Source organism: Streptomyces omiyaensis (assembly GCF_014650895.1).
Lineage (GTDB): Bacteria > Actinomycetota > Actinomycetes > Streptomycetales > Streptomycetaceae > Streptomyces > Streptomyces omiyaensis.
In genome coordinates this window covers 1-20,543 of the sequence record NZ_BMVV01000031.1, presented here as the reverse complement: position 1 = coordinate 20,543, position 20,543 = coordinate 1, and the positions used below count along the sequence as shown (strand labels likewise).

Below are 20,543 nucleotides of genomic sequence, written 5' to 3'. Positions count from 1 at the left end.
CTTGCCTTTCGCGGAGCCGCACCCCGCCGGGAGCGCACCATGGATCCTTGGCTGGTCTGGTTGATCGTTGCGGGGGCGCTGGCCGTGGCGGAGATCTTCACCCTCACCGCCGCGCTGGGGATCCTCGGTGCCGCTGCCGCCGTCACGGCGGGAACCGCCGCCCTGGGCCTGCCGCCCCCACTTCAGTTCGTGGTCTTCGCCGTCCTCGCCTCTCTCAGCCTTCTGTTCGTACGCCCCGCGGCGGTGCGCCGCCTGGGCGGGCCCCCGGCCGAGCCGTTCGGCGTGGACGCGCTGGTGGGACGGCCCGCCCGGGTCGTGTCGGAGGTGACGGGGGCGGGCGGCCGAGTCCGGATCGGCGGCGAGGAGTGGTCGGCGCGCGCCTACGACGAGGCGCTGGTGATCCCTCCGGGCGTGACCGTCGACGTCATGGAGATCGACGGAGCAACGGCCGTCGTCTACCCCCGGGAGTGAGAGCCATGGACGTGTCCGGAGTGCTCATCGCCGCTCTGATCCTCGCGGCACTCGCCGTGTTCACCGTCATCAGGGCGGTACGCATCGTGCCGCAGGCCCGCGCCCGCAACGTCGAACGCCTCGGCCGCTACCGACGCACCCTGAGGCCGGGACTGAACCTCGTCATCCCCTACATCGACCGGGTCTACCCGGTCATCGACCTGCGGGAACAAGTGGTCTCCTTCAAGCCGCAGCCGGTCATCACCGAGGACAACCTCGTCGTCGAGATCGACACCGTCCTGTACTTCCAGGTCACCGACCCGCGCGCGGCCGCCTACGAGATCGCCGACTTCCTCCAGGGCGTCGAACAGCTCACCGTCACCACCCTGCGCAACGTCGTGGGCTCGATGGACCTGGAGAAGACCCTGACCTCGCGCGACACCATCAACAGCCAGCTGCGCGGCGTGCTCGACGACGCCACCGGCAAGTGGGGGCTGCGGGTGAACCGCGTGGAGATCAAGGCCATCGACCCTCCGCAGTCCATCAAGGACGCGATGGAGAAGCAGATGCGCGCCGAGCGGGACAAGAGGGCGGCGATCCTGGGAGCGGAAGGGCAGCGACAGTCGCAGATCCTCACCGCGGAGGGGGACAAGCAGGCCGCGGTCCTGCGGGCGGAGGGCAACCGCACCGCCGAGATCCTGAAGGCGGAGGGGCAGTCCCGCGCCATCGACGAAGTCTTCCAGGCCGTGCACCGCAACGACCCCGACCCGGGGCTCCTCGCCTACCAGTACCTGCAGACGCTCCCCCAGCTCGCCCAGGGGGCCGGCAGCACCTTCTGGGTGATCCCGGGCGAGGTCACCACCGCACTCCAAGGCGTGTCGCGCGCCTTCGGCGAGGCGCTGCCCCAGTCCCCGGCGACCCGGGAGACGTCGGCCGATGACAGGGCCGCGACCGAAGCCGCGGACGACGCGGCGAAGGCGGCGGAAGCCGCCGCCGAGGCGCTCGCCGACGCCGCCGAGGCCGATGCCGAGGCGCTTCCCTTCGCCCCCGGACGTACGTCTGGACGTACGTCGGACGGCCAGGGCGGCGCATAGGCGGGCCGGGCCCGGGCCCGGGCGCTCGGGGTGCGCTCGCAGGGACGAGCTCTTCACCGAGCAGGTCCGCGCACGCGGGGAAGTGATCCGACGCATGCCTTCTCCCAGAGGACGCGGCGCCTTGATGCCGAACGCCCTGGGACGGCGGAGGCGTCGTGACGGCGAAGACGCGTGTGGTCGTGATCGGTGGCGGTTACGCGGGCGTGAGATCCGTGAACCGGGTGACGCGGCGCGACGACGTGAGCGCCCGGATCACGGGGCTGTCCTGCGTCCGCGATCCTCTGCAGCCGTCACGCTTCACCTCCCCGACATCTCTCTCCTTGCGCTGGTCCATCCGGCCGTATCGCGGGGCAAGCCGGGCTGCGCAACAGGCACGTACCGCGACACGGTGCTGACGTGCAGAAATGCGTGTCCTGTGAACGGATCGACCAGTCCGCATAACGGTCACATCACACCTGCTGGCCCTTTCCCATGTCACTGACAGTTCTGTGATTTGCGTCACGTGAAAAGGTGTGTGGTCTGTGTTAGGAATGCCCAACTCCGCAGGTGGCACCACCCCTCGCCGCCGCACCGGGGTTCCGGGCAAGACCCGGCTGTACGACCGAGGTGATCACGCTCCGAGTCCGCGGACGTCGGTCACCCCGCTCGCCGATCGGACAACGGCGTTCGCTCACAGACCGCACCCCCACACCGGCACCGCCTCCCGCAAGGCCGGTCCTGCGCACCTGAGGTCCCCACCGTGTCACTCGATTCCTTCACCCAGTCCGTCGACGAGGCCGTCAGCGGGTTCTTCGAGCCGATAGCCGGCTGGCTCGGCGAGGTCGTCTTCTACTCCGTGCCCGTCGGGGGCACCGAGGTCCCGCTCATCGTGGCCTGGCTCGTCGTCGCGGGTCTGGTCTTCACGGGCTGGTTCGGCTTCGTCCAGCTGCGCAAGTTCCGCCTTGCGGTGGACGTGGTGCGCGGCAAGTACGACGAGAAGGGATCGGCCGGAGAGGTCAACCACTTCCAGGCCCTGACCGCCGCCGTCTCCGGAACCGTCGGCCTCGGCAACATCGCCGGTGTGGCCGTCGCCGTCTCCATCGGCGGCCCCGGCGCCACCTTCTGGATGATCCTGTGCGGCCTGCTCGGCATGGCCACCAAGTTCGTCGAGGTCACCCTCGGCGTGAAGTATCGCGAGGTCCACGCCGACGGCACCGTCTCCGGCGGCCCCATGCACTACCTGCCCAAGGGCCTCGCCGAACGCTTCGGCAAGAACGGCAAGACCCTCGGCAAGGTCCTCGCGGTCCTCGCCTCCTTCATGGTCCTGTTCTTCGGGCTCTTCGGCGGCAACCTCTTCCAGGTCAACCAGTCCTACGCCCAGCTCGTCTCCGTCACCGGCGGCGAGGGCGGCATCATGGGCTCCTCGGCCGGCGCCCTGTTCTTCGGCGTGCTGATCGCCGCCCTCGTCGGCATCGTGCTCCTCGGCGGCATCCGCTCGATCGCCTCCGTCACCAGCAAACTCGTGCCCGCGATGGCCGGCATCTACATCGCCGCCTGCCTCGTCGTCATCGCCGTCAACGTCACCGCCGTCCCCGCCGCCGTCTCCACGATCATCGAGGGCGCCTTCAACCCCGAGGGCGTCGCCGGCGGTGTCCTCGGCGCGCTGATCATCGGCTTCAAGCGGGCCGCGTTCTCCAACGAGGCCGGTCTCGGCTCCGCCCCGATCGCCCACTCCGCGGTCAAGACCAAGCACCCCGCCAGTGAGGGCCTGGTCGCCCTCCTGGAGCCGTTCATCGACACCGTCGTCATCTGCACCATGACCGCGCTGACCATCGTCATCGCCAACCCCGCCAGCTGGGCCGAGGCCCGCGCCGGAGAGTCCATCGGCGGCGTCACCATCACCTCCGACGCCTTCGGCACGGTCCTCCCCTGGTTCCCGTACATCCTCACCATCGCGGTCATGCTGTTCGCCATCTCGACCGTGCTGACCTGGGGCTACTACGGCCTCAAGGCGTGGACGCACCTCTTCGGCCGCAGCCGCGCCAGCGAGCTGACCTACAAGGTCGTCTACACCGTCTTCGCCGTCGCCGGGTCGCTCCTGACCCTCCAGACCCTGATCGACATGGCCGACGCGGTGCTCTTCATGCTCGCCGTCATCAACATCATCGGCCTCTACCTCCTCGCCCCCGTCGTCAAGCGGGAGCTGAACACCTTCCTCGCCTTCGCCAAGCGCCGCGACGCCGGCCTCGACACGGACGGGGACTCCGACCAGGAGCCGGTGAAGACCGCCGTCTGACCGCCCCCCGGCGGCCCGGCTCCCGAGGGTGCCCGCATCCACCTAGCGCCTTGGTGGACACGGGCACCCTCACCCCTCGTACCCGGCCACCGTCCGCAGGGCGCCCTGGTGAGCCCCACGGCCTGCCGATAGGCTGTGAAGAACGCATCAAGAAACGATCGATGCTGGTGTGCCGGGAAGTCTGGTCGGCGTCCGAGGGCCCGTGCGCCCGTCCGCCGACATGCCCCGGAGGGCTTTCCCATGACCCAGGCACGCCCTCGCAAGACCGTCTTCGGACTCCTTCCCTGGCCCGAACGCCAGGCGATCGCAGAATCCCTCCGCACCGAGACGGTCGGCGGACTCGTCCTGCTCGCCGCCGCCGTAGTGGCGCTGGCCTGGTCGAACAGCCCGTGGAGCGGAGCCTACGAGGCCGTACGCGACTTCCACTTCGGCATACCCGCCCTCGGCCTCGACCTGTCCGTGGGCCACTGGACGGCCGACGGGCTCCTGGCCGTCTTCTTCCTCGTCGCCGGCATCGAGCTGAAGCGCGAACTCGTCGTCGGTGAGCTGCGCACCCCCGCCACCGCCGCCCTGCCCGTCGTCGCCGCCCTGTGCGGCATGGCAGTCCCGGCCGCCCTCTACCTCCTCACCGCGAAGGCGGGCGGCGGCTCCTCGGACGGCTGGGCCGTGCCGATGGCCACCGACATCGCCTTCGCGCTCGCCGTCCTCGCCGTCATCAGCACCCACCTCCCCTCCGCCCTGCGCGCCTTCCTGCTCACCCTCGCGGTCGTCGACGACCTGGGCGCCATCCTCATCATCGCGATCTTCTTCACCTCCGACCTCAACTTCTGGGCCCTCGGAGGGTCGGTCGCCGGCCTCGTGCTCTTCTACGCCCTCCAGCGCTTCCGGGTCCGGGGCTGGTGGTGGTACGTGCCCCTCGGCATCGCTATCTGGGCCCTGATGTACAACTCCGGCGTCCACGCCACCGTCGCCGGTGTCGCCATGGGCCTCATCCTGCGCACCACCCGGGACAAGGGAGAGGAAGCATCGCCGGGAGGACGCGTGGCCCACCTCGTCCATCCCTTCTCCGCAGGCGTCGCCGTTCCCCTCTTCGCCCTCTTCGCCGCCGGCGTCAGCGTCTCCGGCGAGGCCCTCGGTCACGTCTTCACCGACCCCGAACCCCTCGCCGTCCTGATCGGCCTCGTCGTCGGCAAGATCCTCGGCATCTTCCTCGGCACCTACCTCGCCGCCCGCTTCACCAGAGCGGAACTCAACCCCGATCTCGCCTGGGCCGATGTCCTCGGCCTCGCCACCCTCGCCGGCATCGGCTTCACCGTCGCCCTCCTCATCGGCGAACTGGCCTTCCCCGACCCCGCCCAGGCCGAACACGTCAAGGCGGCCGTCCTCATCGGCTCCCTCACTGCCGCCGCCCTCGCCGCCCTCCTGCTCCGGCGCCGCAACCGCCTCTACAAGCAGCTCTACGAGGCCGAGAACCGCGACGACGACGACGACGGCATCCCCGACTGCTACCAGACCGAGACCGGCGCCCACCCCGGCGGCAGCCGGTGACCGAGGGCGGATACGGGCCCGCGCTCCTGGGCTGTGCCGTCGTTGTGGCGGCCCTCGTGATCCGCACAGCCGTGACGGAGACGAGGCGACCGGGCAGCGCACGCCAGGCATGGGCCTTCCTGACCACAGGCCGGGGCCTGACCACGTTCCTCGTGGCCGCCTGCGGGCTCGCCGCCACTACCTACGCCACGGCGGGTCCGGCGTACCTGCCATGGGCGCTGCTCGCCGCCCTGCTCCTTACGCACGTCACCTCGGAGAAGAGCTGACCCTGCTCTTCGGACGGTCAGACGCGAAGGTCCCGCTGCTGATAGCCGGCCGCGCCGACCACCATGGCAAGGACACCGACAGCCGTCATCATCATCGCCGCGAACCAGCCGACCGGGGCGCCGGGTACGGCCGCCAGATGCGCGAAAGGAGAGACCTGCCCGACCCACGTCGGCCATCCCCAGGAGTCGGCGAACACGTTGAGGAGAAACCCTCCCGCAGCCGGCACGCAGCCGACGAACCCCACCGCGCGCGGAGCCCAGGCGAGAGCCAGAGCCCCGGAGCCCAGGCACAGAAAGACCACGGGCAGGACGTTCCACGCCCCGGACAACGCGTCGAGCAGGCCCAGGCCTGCACCGACCGTCATGGTCCCGGCCCAGGTGGCCAGGCCGGCGACGGTCGTCAGCACGACGGCGCCCCCGGCGGAGGCGGTGACCTCGGCGGCGAGCACCCGAACCCGGCTGATGGGCTGGGCGAGCAGCAGTGTCAGCCGTCGCGAGGTCTCGTCCTGGGCGAGGCCGGCGAGCCGGACCGCGGCGAACGCTCCCACGGGGACGGCCAAGAGAGCGAACAGCGCTGCCACGTAGCCTTCCACGGTGACCAGCCCGCCGAAACCGGACTGCTCGGCGAGCTCGGCGAAGCGGGGGTTGGCGGCGAGGAAGGCCGTCATCGAAACGGCCAGCACACCGATGAGGAGGAAGTAGGTACCGATTCCTACTGACCAGGCGGCCAGTGGCCGGAGAAGGCGCCGCACGGCGAACGCCTGGGGCGAACCGAGCAGGACCGTGCGTGGCGCTCGACCCGACGGAGACGGTAGAAGGCCGCCACGAATGTCGCGTCGTCCTGCAGTGGCGAGGGCGGCGACGGCCGGCAGAACGCATACGGCTCCCAGGACCGCCAGCGGCCCCATGTGGTCTCCGTCGTAGGGGCGCGCGAGTGCCGCCATGCCGAAGGGCGTGAACCAGCGCAGCCACTCCAGAGCGGCGATGCCGTCCCCGAGCATCTTGAGCAGCATACCGACGCCGAGCACCGCCACCGCCGCACCGCTGGCAGCCGACCGCGCGGCGAACACCTGCGACGTCAGCACGCCCACAGAGGCGGAGAACACTCCGCACAAGGCAAGGCCGGTTGCGTGTGCCATCGCGCCGTGCGCAGTCGCGCCCGCGACGACGAGACCGGTGAACGCGGCCACGCCCGCCAGCAGCGTCCAGGCCACGAGGGTCGCGAGGTGGCGCGTCACCACCTTCCTGACCGGCACCCTCCCGGCGAGCAGGACGTCCCACCGGCCTGCGTCCTCCTCGCCCCGGGTGATCCGTGTCGCGGCAAGCAGTCCCCACACCGCGAGCAGCACCGAGAGCACCGTCCCTGTCCGCCATACCGCGAAACCGCCGGCGTCATGCAGCGCCACCGGTTCGCCGAACAGCGTACGGATCGCCGGATTCTCAGCCAGAGCAGCCAGAGCCGCGGCGTCGGACGGGCTTGCGACGGCAGTGCGATAGGCGCCCACCGCCACCGCGGACATCAGGGCCGCGAGCGCGATCACGACGACCGCTCCCCGCCACGTCTGTCGCAGCGTCAGGCCCGTGACCACCCACGTGGCGGAAGAAAGAGTCCCCCGGCCCGCGCCGGGTGCTGTCACCGTGGCGGTCATCGCTCCTCCCCGCCGTAGTAGCCGAGGAAGATCTCCTCCAAGGACGGTTCACGCACGGTCAGGCTCCGCACGTCGGCGGTCGCCAGCGCGTGCAGGGCCGGGCCGGGCGGTCCAATGAGGGTGAACCGGACCGACGTCGCGCCGGTCGCCTCGACCTCCTCCACGCCGGGCACCCGGGTCAGGTCCGGCGGCGTGGTGGCGAAGCCCGCCGTCACCTCCGTGCGATGCAGCCGTCGCAGCTCTCCGACGGTCGCGACGTCCACGAGCCGCCCCGCGCGCAGGATCGCCACCTTGTCGCATACCGCCTCGACCTCGGAGAGCTGGTGCGAACTGAGGAAGACGGTCTGGCCGTTGTCACGGGCCTCACCCACCGCGCGGCGGAACTCACGTTCCATCAGCGGGTCCAGGCCGCTGGACGGCTCGTCCAGCACGAGCAGAGGAGCCCGGGTGGCGAAAGCCGCGATCAGCGCGACTTTCTGCCTGTTCCCCGTGGAGTACGTCCGGCCCGGCTTGGAGGGATCCAGTCCGAACCGCTCCACCAGTTCGTTCCGGTAGGCGAGGTCGGTGCCCGGCCCCGTCCGCGCCAGAAGTTCGAGCGTCTCCGCACCCGTCAGCCGGGGCCACAGCGCTATGTCGGCCGGCACATAGGCCAGCCGGCGGTGCGTCACGGCGACGTCGGCGGCGTCCGCACCGAAGACACACGCTCGGCCGGCGGTCGGCCGGGCCAGACCGAGCAACAACCGGATGGTGGTGGACTTGCCGGCGCCGTTGGGCCCGAGGAACCCGAAGACCTCGCCCGCCGGGACGCTCAGGTCCAGGCTGTCCAGTGCCGTCATACGGCCGTAGCGCTTGGTGAGGGACTCGGTGAGGAAGGCGGGCGAGACCACGGGGCCTCCACAAGAGGGAACGGCGGGCGCACGGCCCCTGACCGCCGACCAGGCTTCCCGGCACACCAGCGGTGAACGTACTCCCGCCCGAGCCCGCGCGACAAGGGGCAAGCATCGAGTGCCGACGGGGACATCACCGCGGCGAGCGGGCTAACGGGCTGGAGGGTGGCCCGACAGGTAGCGCTCCAGCCCCGTCTGGTGCATGGTCGCCGCCACCTGCGCATGCGCACCGGTGATCTCCATCCGGGTCCCCTGGGCTCGGGCGGCCCGGACCGCGAGGAGTAGCGCCATGGCTCCGTCCGGACTGAGGTGGGTCACACGGGAGACGTCGACCACCAGCACCGCCGGCACATCGCGCAGGGCCGCGCGCAGCACGCGATGCGTGTCGATGACGGTGTCAGCCGTCAGGTCGCCCCTGAACCGGACGACGGCGTGCTCGCGGCGGGGACGGAGTCTGCGCAGCAGCGTCAGGGAACGATGGCGGACCCGTTCGACCGGGGACATCGGAGTCATGCGGGCTCCAGGGCAGGTCACAGAGATCGCCGACCAGACTTCCCGGCATACCCGCCTTCACCATACGCTCCGCCCCCACTCGTCCACCTTCTGTGTGGCGCTGTGTCCCCCAGAGCGCCAGCTCCCGGCAGGGGCAGGAGGTGCTCGTACGCGTTGCCCGGGTAAGGAGAGGCGCGACCCACCGGGGCCCGCTCACGGCGGGCCGCCCCGCCGAGCCCGCAAGCGCGCGCCTCACCTCTGCGTACCGGCAGCGGGAGGGCTCGGCATGACCGTTGTTTCCCTGCCTGGGCGGCAAAGCCGGGAGAGACTACGCCGGAGGAGGTCTCAGCAGTCGCCCCGTGAGACCTGCACGGTCAGACTGACGGTGGGGGTCTTTCCCAGGGCGCGCGGCGGTTCGGGCGGAGAGAGGCGCATGCAGAAGGTCTCGGACATGTGGGCCGCGCTGACCTCGAAGCTGTCCTCCGTGGGAATGCTCGCCGCACCGCTCCCGTGGCCGTCGTCGGTGGCTCTGATGACGAGGTCGGAGACGGGGCCCTCGTCCGTCGCCTCGATGGCGTCCCTGATCATGCTGTCGTAGCCGAAGTACACCCGCTGCGGCTGTGCCTCCAGTTCACGTGCGGCTTCGTGAACGGCGTCGCGCAGCTCCGATTCGCTCCACTGGCCGGTGTCGGAGACGTAGAGGTAGAAGCCGACCAGCCCGACCGCGGCCGCGATGGTCAGCACGCTCCCCACGGGGTTTCGCGTGTTGTAGACCCAGCGCCCCTTCCGTACGAACACGGGCTCGTGGTCGCCCCACGTCATGCGGCCCTCCTGGGATTCCGAACCCCCGTGCCCGGGCGCAGCAGCGCCCGGGCATGGGAACGTGTCGACGTCAGACGGTGCAACCGAGTGCCTTCTTCACCTTCGGCACCAGGTCCACGGTGAGCGTCTCGATGTTCTTGCGGCGTTCGGCGACATCGCCTTCGATCTTCGTACTGAGCCGGACCTCCGTGACGAGGTAGTCCGCCCCAGGGCCGGCGCATTTCGTACTGATCATGGCGGTGCGGTCACCCACCGCGCCCAGTCCGGGGAACGGCAGGTCCTCCACCTTCGCCGGATGGACGAAACGGAAGCTCTCCGATTCGGCCAGGGGGTCGTAGAGCTTGTCGACCTTGTTGACCTCGAAGCTGACCACCAGCCAGTCGTCGACCGAGAGGTCGCAGCGCCCCTGGGACTTCTTCCCGGTGTCGACGAGGGAGTCGCCGACGACCTTGAACGTCTTGCCGTCGACCAGGAACGGGTCGAGCTTCTTCTCGTTCAAGGGGACCCCGCAGGCCGCGTCGGGCACCGTGTACGCGCGTCCGCCGCCGCACCCCGTGAGGGAGACTGCGAGGCCGCCGGCCAGAAGCGCCGCGGCGAGGCGGCGCGTGTTCGTGCTCATCACTGATCTCCTGCGATGCCTTCGGCCTTCTTGTTTCCGTCGTTGGCGGAGGCGCCGATCTCGGAGTAGATGCCGTGGTTCTTGGAGTAGCCCTCATGCGCCGGGTCCTCGGCCCACTGGCTGTTCCGCTCGTACCAGAGGTCGGCCAGGGCGCGGAGTTCGCCGTTGCGGGACTCGTACGTCTCCTTGTGGCTGGCCGTGGCCGTGTCGTTGATCTCGTTCTGCTTGTCCTGCAGCCAGGCCGACGTGATGAGGTCCACCCCGCGCTGAACCGCGTCGCCGGCCGGATGCCACGGAGTGAGCGCGCCGCCGACGATGTGGTAGGCCCACGCCTTCTTCCACGACGCGTCGGTGAGGTCGCCGTCCTTCTGGTCGTTGGTCGCCTGGTAGCGGGCCTCCTCCAGGAAGCCGATCGTGCGGCCCGCACGGTCCAGACTGTCCTCCGGATGCGCCTTCTCCGTGTTGATGTCCCCCACGATCGCGTGGTGCATCTGGTTCGTGAGCTCGGCGTAAGCGTCCTTGTTCCGGGAGATCTGCTTGCTGACCTCCATGAGCTGGTCGGAGGGGAGGCCGTGGGTGCCCAGGGGATCGCTCATCGCCTTGTGCACGGTGTCGCCGTGGGCGCCCATCGCGAACGCCATGTCGTCACGCAGCTCCGCCGGGAAGTCGTTGCCCGTCTCGGAGAGGAACTGGAGGGACCGCTTCATCGCGTCCTTGTGTTCCTGCGTGTGCTCCACGAACTCTGACCGCGGCGCGTCCGGTCCGGTGGCGCCGGAGACGGCGGCGAACATCGCCTTGCCGGTGGCGTCGAGGGCCTCGTTGGGGCCGTCCTTCAGCGGGGAGTCGTCGAACGACGGGCGCTCCTTCAGGACCCACTGAGCGTTGTCCTGCGGCTCCTTCGTGTTGAAGAACTGCGTCGCCGCGTCGGGGCTGTTGGAGAGCGCTGTCATGAAGCCGGTCATCGGGTCGCGGCCGAAGTCGTCGTCGCCGATGAAGTTCATCTTGGGCATCATCTGCCCCATGCCCTGGTAGTAGTTGCCAGGGATCTTCATCTTCTCCTCTGTGGCGACCAACTGGTTGCCGTACTTGGTGAGGAACTGGCCGTCGTAGTCGCCCGTGCGCATGAGGTTGCTCATGATCTGGTAGCCGTAGACCTCCGCCCCGCGCGTCTTGTACCGCTCGCCGGAGAGCCGCACCATGTCGTTCTCCCAGTTCCGCATGGCGGAGCTGTCCGACTGGGTGGCGCCGCCGAGGACCGCGCCGAGGTTCTTCTGGAACTCGCCGAGCTGGTTGAGCTGCGTCCGGTCCAGGGTGCGCGTCAGCTCGTTCGGGTTGTCCGGGCTCGACAGATCGGCCCAGAACTCCAACATCGCCTTCGGACCCACCTGCGTGGCGAACTTCTCCTGGAACAGCGGGTCGTTCTTGTACGAGGCGAGGAGGCCGTTCAGCTTCTGGAACTCCTCGGGCGACATCTCGTCGCCCTTCTCCTTCAGGAGCTTCGCCGCCTCCTCGGCCTTGCGCAGCGCGTCGATCGCGGTGTCCCGGTCGCCGTACTTCGCTCCTGAGAAGCCGGTCTCGGCCTGGTCGACGAGGGCGCGCAGGACGGTCGCGGCGGTCGAGTCGCTCTCCGTCGCCCTGTTCAGGATGCGTTCCACGTCGTCCCGCAGGTGCTCGGCGTCCTGGGGGGAGTGGTCCGGTACGTTGTGGCCCTTGGCGGCGCGGTCCGGGTGGATGAGCATGGTGACGGTGAAGCCGCCGGGTATCTGCGTCACCGTCAGGTTCTTCTGGCGGCCGTGTTCCAGCGCCTGTTCGAGCTTCTGCTTGTAGCTCACCAGCTCGTCGTGCGTGTCCTTGAGGATGTCGTGGATGCTCTGCGCCTGCGTGTGCGCGTCCGAGAACTCGCCCGCCGTCTTGGTGATGAAGGAGCGGGAGACGGTGGCGTTCGCGCCGGCCCAGTTCGCCTTGTCCGCCTTGGCCTTGAGGTCGTCCCTGGCATCGGTCTCCAACGCCTTGAGCTTGTCCGCGACCCCCCTCCAAGCGGTGATGGCCTGGCTGAGCTGGCCGAAGCTGCCCTGACGCAGAGTCTCGAGGTCCATCAGCGCTGGGTCCTCTCTGTAAAGCCCTCGTCCAGAGTCGCAATGCTGCTCACGACACCGTAGATGTAGTGCTCGTCGCCGGCGTGCGCGTTCTGTGTGAAGTCCATGTGGTTCGAGATGTGCGCACACGCGTCCAGCAGCGTCTTCAACTGCTTCTCCCAGCGGTCCTGCACATGGTCGATCGCGTCGCCCAGATCGAAGCCCTGCGTCCGCAGGTCTCTGGCGGCCGACTGGCTGACGGACCAGGCGTCGCGTCCGTCCTTGCCCAGCTTGTCGAAGAGCTTGAAGGCCGCGTCTCCGACGGCGGCGAGATCTTGCTGGCTGACCTTGAGGTCACCGCCGGGCGGCCCGCCGCCCGGATCCTGTTCGTCGGGCACCTGGTTCAGCTGCATCGCGTCGGAGGACTGACCCGCAGCCTCCGTTTTTAGCTGCTCCCACTCTTCCCAGGCCATGAGACGCCTCCCCCGTATGTGCTAGCGCTCCGAGTGCTTCAGGAGCCGAATCGATCTGTTGCTCGAAGTTCCGACCCTAGCAACCGAATTCGGCAGAGGAAGAGTCCCCCATCAGGTGGTGCCGACCAGAAGAGGGGGTGGTCGCGGCAAGAGCAGGGCCTGTGGCCGACCGGACTTTTCGACGTACGCGTACGGAAGCCGCGACCATGGGGGAACTGCCTCGTTCTGGCAGCGCAACGACCCTCTCTTGTGATTGCCGAGCCTCGGCAATGAGGATCCGAATTTCGTGCGCGCTAGGGTTCTGTCAATGCCGCGTAAGGAAGGTGTAAGTTTCCCCTCGGTGTGCCGGGAAGTCTGGTCGGCGGGTAAGGGACACGTCTCTTTTCTGTCGATCGGGGGAATTCCGCCATGGTGCTCGTCGCCGTCTTCGGGGCCGCGCTGCTCGTCGCGGTCCTACTGTCCGGGCTCGCTGCCCGCACCGTCCTGTCGACCTCGCTGCTCTTCCTCCTCGGTGGGGCGCTGGTCAGCGACGGCTTCCTCGGGTTGATCCACGTCACGCCCGAGAGCGAGATCGTGTCGGTCACCGCCGACCTCGCGCTGTTCGCGGTGCTGTTCACCGACGGCATGCACGTCTCCTTCGCCAAGCTGCGGGCCAACTGGCGCAACCCGGCGCGGGCGCTGGGCCTGGGCATGCCGCTCGCCTGCGTCGGCATGGCTCTGATCACCCACTACCTGGTCGGCCTGAACTGGACGACGTCCTTCCTCGTCGGCGCGGTCCTCGCACCGACCGACCCGGTGTTCGCCTCCGCGATCGTGGGCCGCAAGGAGGTGCCGGCCCGGCTGCGGGAGCTATTGAACGTGGAGAGCGGCATCAACGACGGGCTCGCCCTGCCGGTGGTCCTGATCCTCATCGCCGCCGCCGGTCCGACCGCGGCCGGCGCGGAGGCGTCGTACGGAAGCATCGCCCTGGAGCTCGGCCTCGGGCTTGCCTTCGGTGTCCTCCTCCCACTGATCGTCAACGGGCTTGTACGTCTGCCGCACCTTGGCGCCGAGCCCAAGCTGCAGCCCCTGCTGCCGCTGGCCACCGGGATCATCCTGTACGCGGCCTGTCACCTCACCCACGCCAACCCCTACCTCGCCGCCTTCTCCGCGGGCGCGGTCCTCGCCGCCGTCGCGCCGGAGTCCCACAAGGTGTTCGAGCCGCTGGGAGAGGCACTGGCGGAGCTGGCCAAGTTCGCCGCCCTGCTGGTCTTCGGCGCCCTGCTGACCCCGCAGCTGTTCGGAGACCTCTCCTGGGGCGGCTACGCGGCCGCCGTCCTCGCCATCGTGCTGATCAGGCCCGGTTCCCTGCTGCTGTCCCTGTGGGGTACGCGGATCGACCGCCGGGAGAAGCTGGTGGCCGCGTGGTTCGGTCCGAAGGGCTTCGCGTCGGTCGTCTACGGCCTGCTCGTCCTCCAGGCCGGCATCCCACAGGGGCAGGAGGCGTACACGCTCATCGCCGTCTGCATCGCCTTCTCGATCATCGCCCACAGCAGCACCGACGTCCCCATCGCACGCCTCTTCCACGTCGACGACCTCATCGACACCGGCACCACGCCCCCGAAGACATCCAGCGGCGGGACGAGCACGGGGGAGGCCATCCCGCATGCACGCGCGTGATCTGGCATGGCCCTGTACCTCTGTCCGGCTCGACACCCGGCTTTGGGACGCCGTGGGCCTGCTCATCCGCGAAAGGGCGCCGGCACTCGTCGTCGTGAGCGCGGACGGACATCCCCTTGCCGCGGTGCCTCCCACCACGATCCTCAACGCCGCTCTGCCCCGCCCCGTGCGGGACGACCCTCTGCTCGCCGCCGTCGTGGGCGAGGCGCTCGACGAGACGGTGCGGGCCGGGGCCGGCGAGATCCTCCTCGCGGACGTCCTGCCCACGCGCCTGCCCGCTCCGCCGGTCGTCAGCCCCGACGCGTCACCTCTCCACATGGCCGCGGTGATGGAACGCACCGGCTGTCCCGTCGTCCTGGTCGTGGACTACACCGACGAAGAGCCGCACCTGCTCGGCACCGTGGACGCCACCACCCTGCTCCAGCATTTCTTCTGAATCGCACAGCCGCCCCCCCCGAGGGAGACATGGACGTCCCACCTCAGACTGCCATCAGGAGCCTCACGCACCCTGGGTTCTCCGGCCACAGGACCTCGCCATGAGCACGCGCCGGCGAACCCTCTGGCACCGGGCGTGGAGAGCCGTCGCCGCCCTCCTGGGCCTTGTCGCCCTCACCGTCGCGTCCCTCGGCCTGGCCGCGGTACCCCAGGCAGTGACGGATGAGCGCCAGTACCTCCAGGCCGAGACCTGCGCCGATGCCACTCCCGCGCCTCACGCGAGCTGTCTCCATGCCCGCAAGGCCCGCGTGGCCACTGTCGTCATCCGGGACGAACCCAAGCAGGAGGAGTTCACCCTCCGCCTGCATAAGACACCGGGGCTTCCCCGGGAGATAGACATGGGTGGTGAGGGGCCGCTCCTCGAACGCCTCGAAGTGGGCGACGACGTCACCGTCACCCTGTGGCGCGACCACGCCGTCGTCGTCGCCCGCGACGGAATCGCCCAGGAAACAGCGGACACCCCGGAAGACGAGGCGGATGTCATCCTCGCTGTCGCCCTTACCCTGATCCCCATCGGCGCCTTCCTCCTCCACACCGGAGCCTCCGCCTGCGCCGGGGCCCGTGCCTGGGCCGCTACCGGGCTGCCCGCTGTGCTCGTGCTGCGGCTGAAATGGGCCCTCGGCTCCACTCTGTGCGTGTTGCCCGCTTTCGTCCTCGCCGGCCTGGCAGAGCTCGGGCCGGTCGGCGAGGCCCTCCTCTGGTGCACCCTGGTGCCGCTCGTCCGCCACTACCTCGTCTGGAAGTCCGTACGGAGCCGAGGCCGGCACGCGCGTCCCCTCGCGGCGGGAAGCACGTTCTTGTGACCGGCGGCCGACCATGCCCACGCGGTCCCGCTCCGCTACACGCCTGGGACTTCGGTGCACCGCAGGCGCGGAGCGGCGACCTACGGCTCTCGGGCTGGTCAACCTGCCGATCATCTCCTGCATGAGGGAGGGCGACACCCCTGTTCCAGATTCTGTGGATCTTTCTGCGCACAGTCATCCTGCCGCCGCTCGGCGTCGCCTATCTGCGGGGCTGGGCCCCACGTCGGTCACGCGGTTTCGATTCGCGCGCGGTGTGGGCACCCGGGACCGCCGTTCGGCCGCCTGAGTCTCGGGCGCGCGGCGAGGGGCGCTTCGTCGTGGGAGACACATTCGTCGTCCACGCGTCCCGTCCGGCAGGGGGCCAAAGCGACCTTTGAAGTTGCGGACGGCACACTGGTGCAAGCCGGTGGCTGCTGTTCTCTGGGCGATGCCAAGAAGGCTGGCGAACGCACCGAGGGCTGGTGATCGAGATCGCTGGCCGAGGTTCGGGGAAACGACCTGGCTCCACGAAAGCACACCGTTCGGTCGGCCGAACGTGAGTGCCCTCCGGCGGAGACCGTGCCGGCCGTCGAGCTCGGCTTTCCCGTGATGGAGGTGATGCGTCGAAGGGCTGGTATGAGCCCTGCGCGGATGCGACGGTTGCAGACCGATCTGCCGATCACGAGGTCCGCCATGTCCGTTCTGCCTTTTGCCGCCCCTCTGATGGTGCTCGTCTCCGCTGTGTGGACGGTGGTGCCGCTTCTCTGCATCCGCCGTCGCCGGACCGGGCTCGTTCTCTCCGCCTCGCATCTCGGCGTGACGGTGGTGATCCTTCGCCCCTGGGCCGTGGAGTAGTACTGGGACGAAGGCGCCTTGCTGGTGATGGTCTTCGGGCAGGGTTGCCTCGTCGCGCTGGGGCGGCTGGCCTTCGAGGCGAGTCCTCTCGGCGCCCGCCGTGCGACACGGTCGAGTGATCGAGACGTCCCGGCCGTAAGAGATTCGTCATCCGGTGCGACTTCTCTGTAAAGGGTGTCCCCGCTTGGATGGGAAAGACAGTGAAGTCGAACCGGAGGAGGGCACCGTGGGACGCCGAAAAAAGTGGGCGCTGTGGGGCGGCGTCGCCGCAGTGGTGGCGGCCTCAGCCCTGATGTGGTTCAAGCCGTGGGCCCTGTGGGTGGACGAGACGGTGAACGAGGCTCTTCCCACGAGCGCACCCACCACCGAGGCCGTGGTCCCCACCGCCTCCGGCGCCACGTCGCCCGCGCCGGTCGGTCCGACGACCGTGGCGGAGGGAGTCTTCATCAGTCACGAACACGACACCTCCGGCACCGCGAAGGTGGTCCGTCTCGCGGATGGCACCCACACCCTGAGGATCGAGGAGCTTGACACGAGCAACGGGCCGGACCTTCGGGTCGTCCTCAGCGACGCGGCAGTCGTGGAGGGGAAGGCGGGCTGGCACGTCTTCGACGACGGGCGTCACGTCACGCTTGCCAAACTCAAGGGGAACAAGGGCGACCAGAATTACGCGCTGCCTGCTGACGTCGACTGGTCCCAATACACCAGCCTCAGCATCTGGTGCGACCGCTTCGATGTTTCCTTCGGCGCCGCCGCCCTCACTCGCGTTTGACGAGGGAGCCCTCGCCTTCCCTCTGCTGCCGCATTCCGTCGGCGTGCCAGCCCTGGCGGGCAGTCGGCGTCCAACGGGTGACGGGCTGGGCGGTCGGCTCTGCGAGCGGCTGCTCACCGGATCGTTCTCAGGAACGCGCGGGTCCGCTCGTGCTCCGGGTCGTCGAGCAGCCGCTCCGGGGCATCGGACTCCAGCACGCGGCCCTCGTCGAACATGAGGATCCGGTGCGAGATGTCGCGGGCGAAGCCCATCTCGTGGGTGACGCAGAGCATCGTGATGTCGGTGCCGGCGGCGACGTCCCGCAGGACGTCCAGGACCTCCGCCACCAGCTCGGGGTCGAGCGCGGAGGTCACCTCGTCCAGGAGGAGCAGCTCGGGGCGCATCGCCAGGGCCCGGGCGATGGCGACGCGCTGCTGCTGGCCGCCGGAGAGACGGGTGGGGTGGGCGTCCTCCTTGTCCGCGAGGCCGACGAGCCCGAGGAGGTCCCGGGCCCGGGCGGCGGCCTCGTCGGCGTCGAGGCTCAGGACGTGCCGGGGGGCCTCCGTGACGTTGGCGAGGACGCTCAGGTGCGGGAAGAGGTTGAACTGCTGGAACACCATCCCGACGCGCCGGCGGCGCGGGGCCAGGTAGCGCTCGTCCGCGGGGACGAGCTTGCCGCCCGCGCGGCCCGACGGCATGTGGGAGTACGGCTCCCCGTCCAGGTGGACGACGCCGTCCGTCACCCGCTCCAGCGTCATCAGCAGCCGCAGGATGGTCGTCTTCCCGGAGCCGCTCGGGCCGATCAGGGTCACCCGCTCGCCCGGCGCGACCGTCAGGTCGAGCCCGTCGAGCACGGTCTGTTCCCCGAACCGTTTCGTCACCCGGTCGAACCGGACCTTCTCCGGTCCGTGGTCGGTCTCAGTGGGCAAGGCGGGCCTCCAGTCGGCGGACGAGCAGGGACGTCGGCCAGCTCGCGATCAGGAAGACGGCGGCGGCCAGGGTGAAGCTCTCCAGGTAGGCGAAGTGGGTGCTGCCGAAGGCGTTCGCCTCGTGGACCATCTCGTTCACCGTGATGACCGAGAGGAACGGCGTCTCCTTGAACATGGAGACCGCGTAGTTGCCGAGTGCCGGAAGCACCTTCCGCACGGCCTGCGGCAGCACCACGGCCCGCCACACGCGCCGCCGCGGCAGGGACAGCGCGATGCAGGCCTCCCACTGCCCCTTCGGCACGGCGTCGATGCCGGCGCGGTACACCTCGGAGAGGTACGTGGCGTAGTGCAGGCCCAGGACCAGCACCCCGAGCGTCAGCGGGTCGAGGCCCGGCACCAGCACCCAGGCGGCGAACAGCTGCACCATCACCGGCGTCGAGCGCACGAACGAGGCCAGCGCGCCCACCGGCAGGGCGATCCACCGGACGCCGGAGCGCTGGACCAGGGCGACGCCGAGCCCGGCGACCACCGCGACCGCGAAGCCGAGGACTGTCGCCAGCAGCGTGACGCCGAAGCCGGACAGCACGACGGGCAGCGCGGCCCGCGCCGCGTCCATGTCCCACATCAGGCATTCCTGCCTTCCTGGCCCAGCCGTTCCTTCGCCGTTCGCTCCAGCGCGTCCATGCCCGCCCCGAGGAGAGCTGCCACACCGAAGTAGAGGAGCAGGAGCAAGAGATAGGCCGAGGCGGTAGCGCCAGTCTGGGAGCGGAGCTGGTCGATCGCGAAGGTGAGATCGGCGATGGTGACCAGGGACAGCAGCGGCGTTGCCTTGAGCAGCTGGATCAGCAGGTTCTTGAACGGCGGGACCATCAGGACGTACGCCTGCGGCAGCACGACCCTGCGCAGGCGCAGCCCCGGCCCCATGCCCAGCGCGATCGCCGCCTCCGTCTGGGCCGCGGGCACGGCCGCGATCGAGCCGCGCACCACCTCCGCGCCGTACGCCCCGTAGTTGAGGCCGAAGGCGAGCACCCCGCAGGCCATCGGCTCCAGCCGGAAGCCGAGCATCGGCAGCGCGAAGAAGAGCCAGAACAGCTGGACGTACAGCGAGGTGCCGCGCAGGAACTCCACGGTGACGCGGGCCGCGCCGCGCACCACGACGGCGCGGGAGCGGGAGGCCAGGCCCAGGGCGAAGGCGACGAGCAGCGCGAGGGCCGCGCCGAGCGCCGTCGCCTCCAGGGTCACCAGGAGCCCCCGGCCGATGCCCGGCAGCGCCCGGCCCAGCTCGGAGAGGAACACGTCCGTGCCGGATCCGGTCATCCCGCGCACAGCTCCGCGGTGCGCAGGGTGCGCGGTGGCACCTCGCGCTCGGTGAAGCCGTACTTCCCGATCAGCCCCACGTACCGCCCGGGGTCACCGGTGATCCGCGCGAGCTCCTCGTCGAAGGCCTCCCGCAGCGAGACGGCGCCGGTGCGGAAGACGGCGCCGCCGGGGCTATACCGCTTCACGCCGTCGATCACCGGCACGAACGGCTCCAGGACCTCCACGGCGGCGCTCCCGTTGGCGCGGGCGAGCCAGCGCAGCGAGATCCCGGTGAGCGCGAAGGCGTCGATCCGGCCGGCGAGCAGCGCGTCGAGTCCGTCCTGCTGCTTGCCGACGGACACCACGGCCCCGTCCCGGACGCCCGCGGCCTTCGCGTAGCCGCCCTCGACGGCGGCGGTCAGGACGCCGACCCGGACGCCCTTCGCCGCGCAGGACGCCAGGTCGCTCAGGCCCTCCGGGTTGCCCTCGCGGACCATGAGCGCGGTGGGGGAGACGAACTCCGGCTCGGAGAAGGCGACCTTGGCGCAGCGCTCGGGTGTGATGGCCATGCCGGCGCTCACCACGTCGAACCGTCCGGCGAGCAGCCCGGGGATGAGGGCGCCGAACTCGGCGAGGTGGGGCCGGAGTTCGGGAATGCCGAGGGCGGTGAAGATCTCCCGGTGGAGGGTGGGCGCCTCCCCGGCGAGCTCGCCGCCGTCCTGGAAGCCGTACGGGGCTTCGCCGGCGAAGCCCACCCGGACGTGACCCTGCTTCCGCAGCCTCGCCAGCAGGTCCGCGTCACCGCGTGTGCCACCACTGTCGATTTCGGTACGGGTACAGGCGCCGAGGAGGGCCGGGGCGGCGACTAGGGTTCCTATGCCCAGTGAGCGGGTGAGGAATCGGCGGCGGTCGAGTGAGGGGAGCCCGTTCATGAGGCCCTTTCCGTATCGGAGGTTCACCGGGAGCAGCCGATGGGGGTGGTGTCCCGGGCGGCGATGTAGGAGGGGCGGCGGACGGGGGCGGCGAAGGGCAGCTCCGGGGCGTTCTCCACGCTGTTGAAGACGAGGAAGACGTTGCTGCGGGGGAAGGGGGTGATGTTGTCGCCGGAGCCGTGCAGGGCGTT

At 69.8% G+C, this 20,543-nt stretch carries 21 protein-coding genes and 1 pseudogene; 10 read left to right on the top strand and 12 right to left on the bottom strand.

All coding sequences use genetic code 11. From position 1 onward, the window contains the following. Window positions 1-39 precede the first annotated feature (39 nt). The 5 genes from IE287_RS32980 (at window position 40) to IE287_RS32960 (ending at window position 5,633) form a co-directional block, all read left to right on the top strand. Window positions 40-471, top strand: a complete 432-nt coding sequence (locus tag IE287_RS32980; protein ID WP_189852932.1) for an NfeD family protein — start codon at window positions 40-42, stop codon at window positions 469-471. A gap of 5 nt (window positions 472-476) precedes the next feature. Further along, a complete protein-coding gene (locus tag IE287_RS32975; RefSeq protein ID WP_189852931.1) occupies window positions 477-1,544 on the top strand; it encodes an SPFH domain-containing protein in 1,068 nt (355 codons plus the stop codon). Between the two features lie 739 nt (window positions 1,545-2,283). Further along, window positions 2,284-3,819, top strand: coding sequence for an alanine/glycine:cation symporter family protein (locus IE287_RS32970; protein WP_189852930.1), 1,536 nt, complete (start codon window positions 2,284-2,286; stop codon window positions 3,817-3,819). A 240-nt stretch (window positions 3,820-4,059) separates the two neighbouring features. Further along, complete coding sequence (nhaA, locus tag IE287_RS32965; RefSeq protein ID WP_189852929.1) at window positions 4,060-5,367, top strand: Na+/H+ antiporter NhaA; 1,308 nt, start codon at window positions 4,060-4,062, stop codon at window positions 5,365-5,367. 56 nt (window positions 5,368-5,423) lie between these two features. Next, window positions 5,424-5,633, top strand: coding sequence for a hypothetical protein (locus IE287_RS32960; RefSeq protein ID WP_189852928.1), 210 nt, complete (start codon window positions 5,424-5,426; stop codon window positions 5,631-5,633). A gap of 17 nt (window positions 5,634-5,650) precedes the next feature. Here IE287_RS32960 and IE287_RS32955 read toward each other — a convergent pair whose 3' ends face one another. The 7 genes from IE287_RS32955 to IE287_RS32925 all read right to left on the bottom strand — a co-directional run bounded on the left by IE287_RS32955 (window position 5,651) and on the right by IE287_RS32925 (window position 12,650). After that, window positions 5,651-7,282 (bottom strand): ABC transporter permease, encoded by a 1,632-nt coding sequence (locus tag IE287_RS32955; protein WP_229883886.1) that lies wholly within the window; start codon window positions 7,280-7,282, stop codon window positions 5,651-5,653. Continuing rightward, window positions 7,279-8,169 carry an ABC transporter ATP-binding protein gene (locus tag IE287_RS32950; RefSeq protein ID WP_229883885.1) on the bottom strand — a complete coding sequence of 297 codons (891 nt, stop codon included), beginning with the start codon at window positions 8,167-8,169 and terminating at the stop codon, window positions 7,279-7,281. Before IE287_RS32950 ends, IE287_RS32955 begins: the two co-directional genes overlap by 4 nt. Window positions 8,170-8,319: 150 nt before the next feature. Continuing rightward, window positions 8,320-8,682, bottom strand: coding sequence for an STAS domain-containing protein (locus IE287_RS32945; RefSeq protein ID WP_189852927.1), 363 nt, complete (start codon window positions 8,680-8,682; stop codon window positions 8,320-8,322). A gap of 324 nt (window positions 8,683-9,006) precedes the next feature. Then, window positions 9,007-9,483: a hypothetical protein gene (locus IE287_RS32940; RefSeq protein ID WP_189852926.1), complete on the bottom strand. Its 477-nt coding sequence runs from the start codon at window positions 9,481-9,483 to the stop codon at window positions 9,007-9,009. A 70-nt stretch (window positions 9,484-9,553) separates the two neighbouring features. Then, a complete protein-coding gene (locus IE287_RS32935; protein WP_189852925.1) occupies window positions 9,554-10,102 on the bottom strand; it encodes a hypothetical protein in 549 nt (182 codons plus the stop codon). Next, a complete protein-coding gene (locus IE287_RS32930; RefSeq protein ID WP_189852924.1) occupies window positions 10,102-12,198 on the bottom strand; it encodes a hypothetical protein in 2,097 nt (698 codons plus the stop codon). The genes IE287_RS32935 and IE287_RS32930 overlap by 1 nt, the downstream gene beginning before the upstream one ends. Next, window positions 12,198-12,650: a hypothetical protein gene (locus IE287_RS32925; protein WP_189852923.1), complete on the bottom strand. Its 453-nt coding sequence runs from the start codon at window positions 12,648-12,650 to the stop codon at window positions 12,198-12,200. The genes IE287_RS32930 and IE287_RS32925 overlap by 1 nt, the downstream gene beginning before the upstream one ends. 408 nt (window positions 12,651-13,058) lie before the next feature. On the opposite strand from IE287_RS32925, the gene IE287_RS32920 reads away from it, so the two are divergent. The 5 genes from IE287_RS32920 (at window position 13,059) to IE287_RS32900 (ending at window position 17,213) form a co-directional block, all read left to right on the top strand. After that, window positions 13,059-14,309 carry a cation:proton antiporter gene (locus IE287_RS32920; RefSeq protein WP_189852922.1) on the top strand — a complete coding sequence of 417 codons (1,251 nt, stop codon included), beginning with the start codon at window positions 13,059-13,061 and terminating at the stop codon, window positions 14,307-14,309. A gap of 124 nt (window positions 14,310-14,433) precedes the next feature. Further along, window positions 14,434-14,745, top strand: a complete 312-nt coding sequence (locus IE287_RS32915; RefSeq protein WP_189852921.1) for a CBS domain-containing protein — start codon at window positions 14,434-14,436, stop codon at window positions 14,743-14,745. Between the two features lie 100 nt (window positions 14,746-14,845). Beyond that, window positions 14,846-15,607, top strand: coding sequence for a hypothetical protein (locus tag IE287_RS32910; RefSeq protein WP_189852920.1), 762 nt, complete (start codon window positions 14,846-14,848; stop codon window positions 15,605-15,607). A gap of 558 nt (window positions 15,608-16,165) precedes the next feature. Then, on the top strand, window positions 16,166-16,441 hold the full coding sequence (locus IE287_RS32905; RefSeq protein ID WP_189852919.1) for a hypothetical protein: 276 nt from the start codon (window positions 16,166-16,168) through the stop codon (window positions 16,439-16,441). Between the two features lie 292 nt (window positions 16,442-16,733). Beyond that, window positions 16,734-17,213, top strand: a complete 480-nt coding sequence (locus IE287_RS32900; protein WP_189852973.1) for a DM13 domain-containing protein — start codon at window positions 16,734-16,736, stop codon at window positions 17,211-17,213. Window positions 17,214-17,326: 113 nt separating this feature from the next. On the opposite strand, the gene ehuA is transcribed toward IE287_RS32900, so the two are convergent. The 5 genes and pseudogenes from ehuA to IE287_RS32875 form a co-directional block, all read right to left on the bottom strand. Beyond that, window positions 17,327-18,121, bottom strand: coding sequence for an ectoine/hydroxyectoine ABC transporter ATP-binding protein EhuA (gene ehuA, locus IE287_RS32895; protein WP_189852918.1), 795 nt, complete (start codon window positions 18,119-18,121; stop codon window positions 17,327-17,329). Beyond that, entirely contained in the window at window positions 18,111-18,746 is a 636-nt protein-coding gene (ehuD, locus tag IE287_RS32890) for an ectoine/hydroxyectoine ABC transporter permease subunit EhuD (protein ID WP_189852917.1), read from the bottom strand. Before ehuD ends, ehuA begins: the two co-directional genes overlap by 11 nt. Further along, window positions 18,746-19,438 (bottom strand): ectoine/hydroxyectoine ABC transporter permease subunit EhuC, encoded by a 693-nt coding sequence (ehuC, locus tag IE287_RS32885; RefSeq protein WP_189852916.1) that lies wholly within the window; start codon window positions 19,436-19,438, stop codon window positions 18,746-18,748. The genes ehuD and ehuC overlap by 1 nt, the downstream gene beginning before the upstream one ends. Continuing rightward, window positions 19,435-20,352 (bottom strand): ectoine/hydroxyectoine ABC transporter substrate-binding protein EhuB, encoded by a 918-nt coding sequence (gene ehuB, locus IE287_RS32880; RefSeq protein ID WP_189852915.1) that lies wholly within the window; start codon window positions 20,350-20,352, stop codon window positions 19,435-19,437. The genes ehuC and ehuB overlap by 4 nt, the downstream gene beginning before the upstream one ends. A 23-nt stretch (window positions 20,353-20,375) precedes the next feature. Further along, window positions 20,376-20,543: pseudogene (locus tag IE287_RS32875) on the bottom strand (ectoine hydroxylase); the annotation flags it as partial.

Bases quoted from the DNA above. Each gene is read 5' to 3' on its own strand.
- IE287_RS32980 (WP_189852932.1), top strand. From the start codon at position 40: ATGGATCCTTGGCTGGTCTGGTTGATCGTTGCGGGGGCGCTGGCCGTG.
- IE287_RS32975 (WP_189852931.1), top strand. From the start codon at position 477: ATGGACGTGTCCGGAGTGCTCATCGCCGCTCTGATCCTCGCGGCACTC.
- nhaA (WP_189852929.1), top strand. From the start codon at position 4,060: ATGACCCAGGCACGCCCTCGCAAGACCGTCTTCGGACTCCTTCCCTGG.
- IE287_RS32955 (WP_229883886.1), bottom strand. From the start codon at position 7,282: ATGACCGCCACGGTGACAGCACCCGGCGCGGGCCGGGGGACTCTTTCT.
- IE287_RS32945 (WP_189852927.1), bottom strand. From the start codon at position 8,682: ATGACTCCGATGTCCCCGGTCGAACGGGTCCGCCATCGTTCCCTGACG.
- IE287_RS32940 (WP_189852926.1), bottom strand. From the start codon at position 9,483: ATGACGTGGGGCGACCACGAGCCCGTGTTCGTACGGAAGGGGCGCTGG.
- IE287_RS32935 (WP_189852925.1), bottom strand. From the start codon at position 10,102: ATGAGCACGAACACGCGCCGCCTCGCCGCGGCGCTTCTGGCCGGCGGC.
- IE287_RS32930 (WP_189852924.1), bottom strand. From the start codon at position 12,198: ATGGACCTCGAGACTCTGCGTCAGGGCAGCTTCGGCCAGCTCAGCCAG.
- IE287_RS32925 (WP_189852923.1), bottom strand. From the start codon at position 12,650: ATGGCCTGGGAAGAGTGGGAGCAGCTAAAAACGGAGGCTGCGGGTCAG.
- IE287_RS32920 (WP_189852922.1), top strand. From the start codon at position 13,059: ATGGTGCTCGTCGCCGTCTTCGGGGCCGCGCTGCTCGTCGCGGTCCTA.
- IE287_RS32910 (WP_189852920.1), top strand. From the start codon at position 14,846: ATGAGCACGCGCCGGCGAACCCTCTGGCACCGGGCGTGGAGAGCCGTC.
- IE287_RS32900 (WP_189852973.1), top strand. From the start codon at position 16,734: ATGTGGTTCAAGCCGTGGGCCCTGTGGGTGGACGAGACGGTGAACGAG.
- ehuD (WP_189852917.1), bottom strand. From the start codon at position 18,746: ATGTGGGACATGGACGCGGCGCGGGCCGCGCTGCCCGTCGTGCTGTCC.
- ehuC (WP_189852916.1), bottom strand. From the start codon at position 19,438: ATGACCGGATCCGGCACGGACGTGTTCCTCTCCGAGCTGGGCCGGGCG.
- ehuB (WP_189852915.1), bottom strand. From the start codon at position 20,352: ATGAACGGGCTCCCCTCACTCGACCGCCGCCGATTCCTCACCCGCTCA.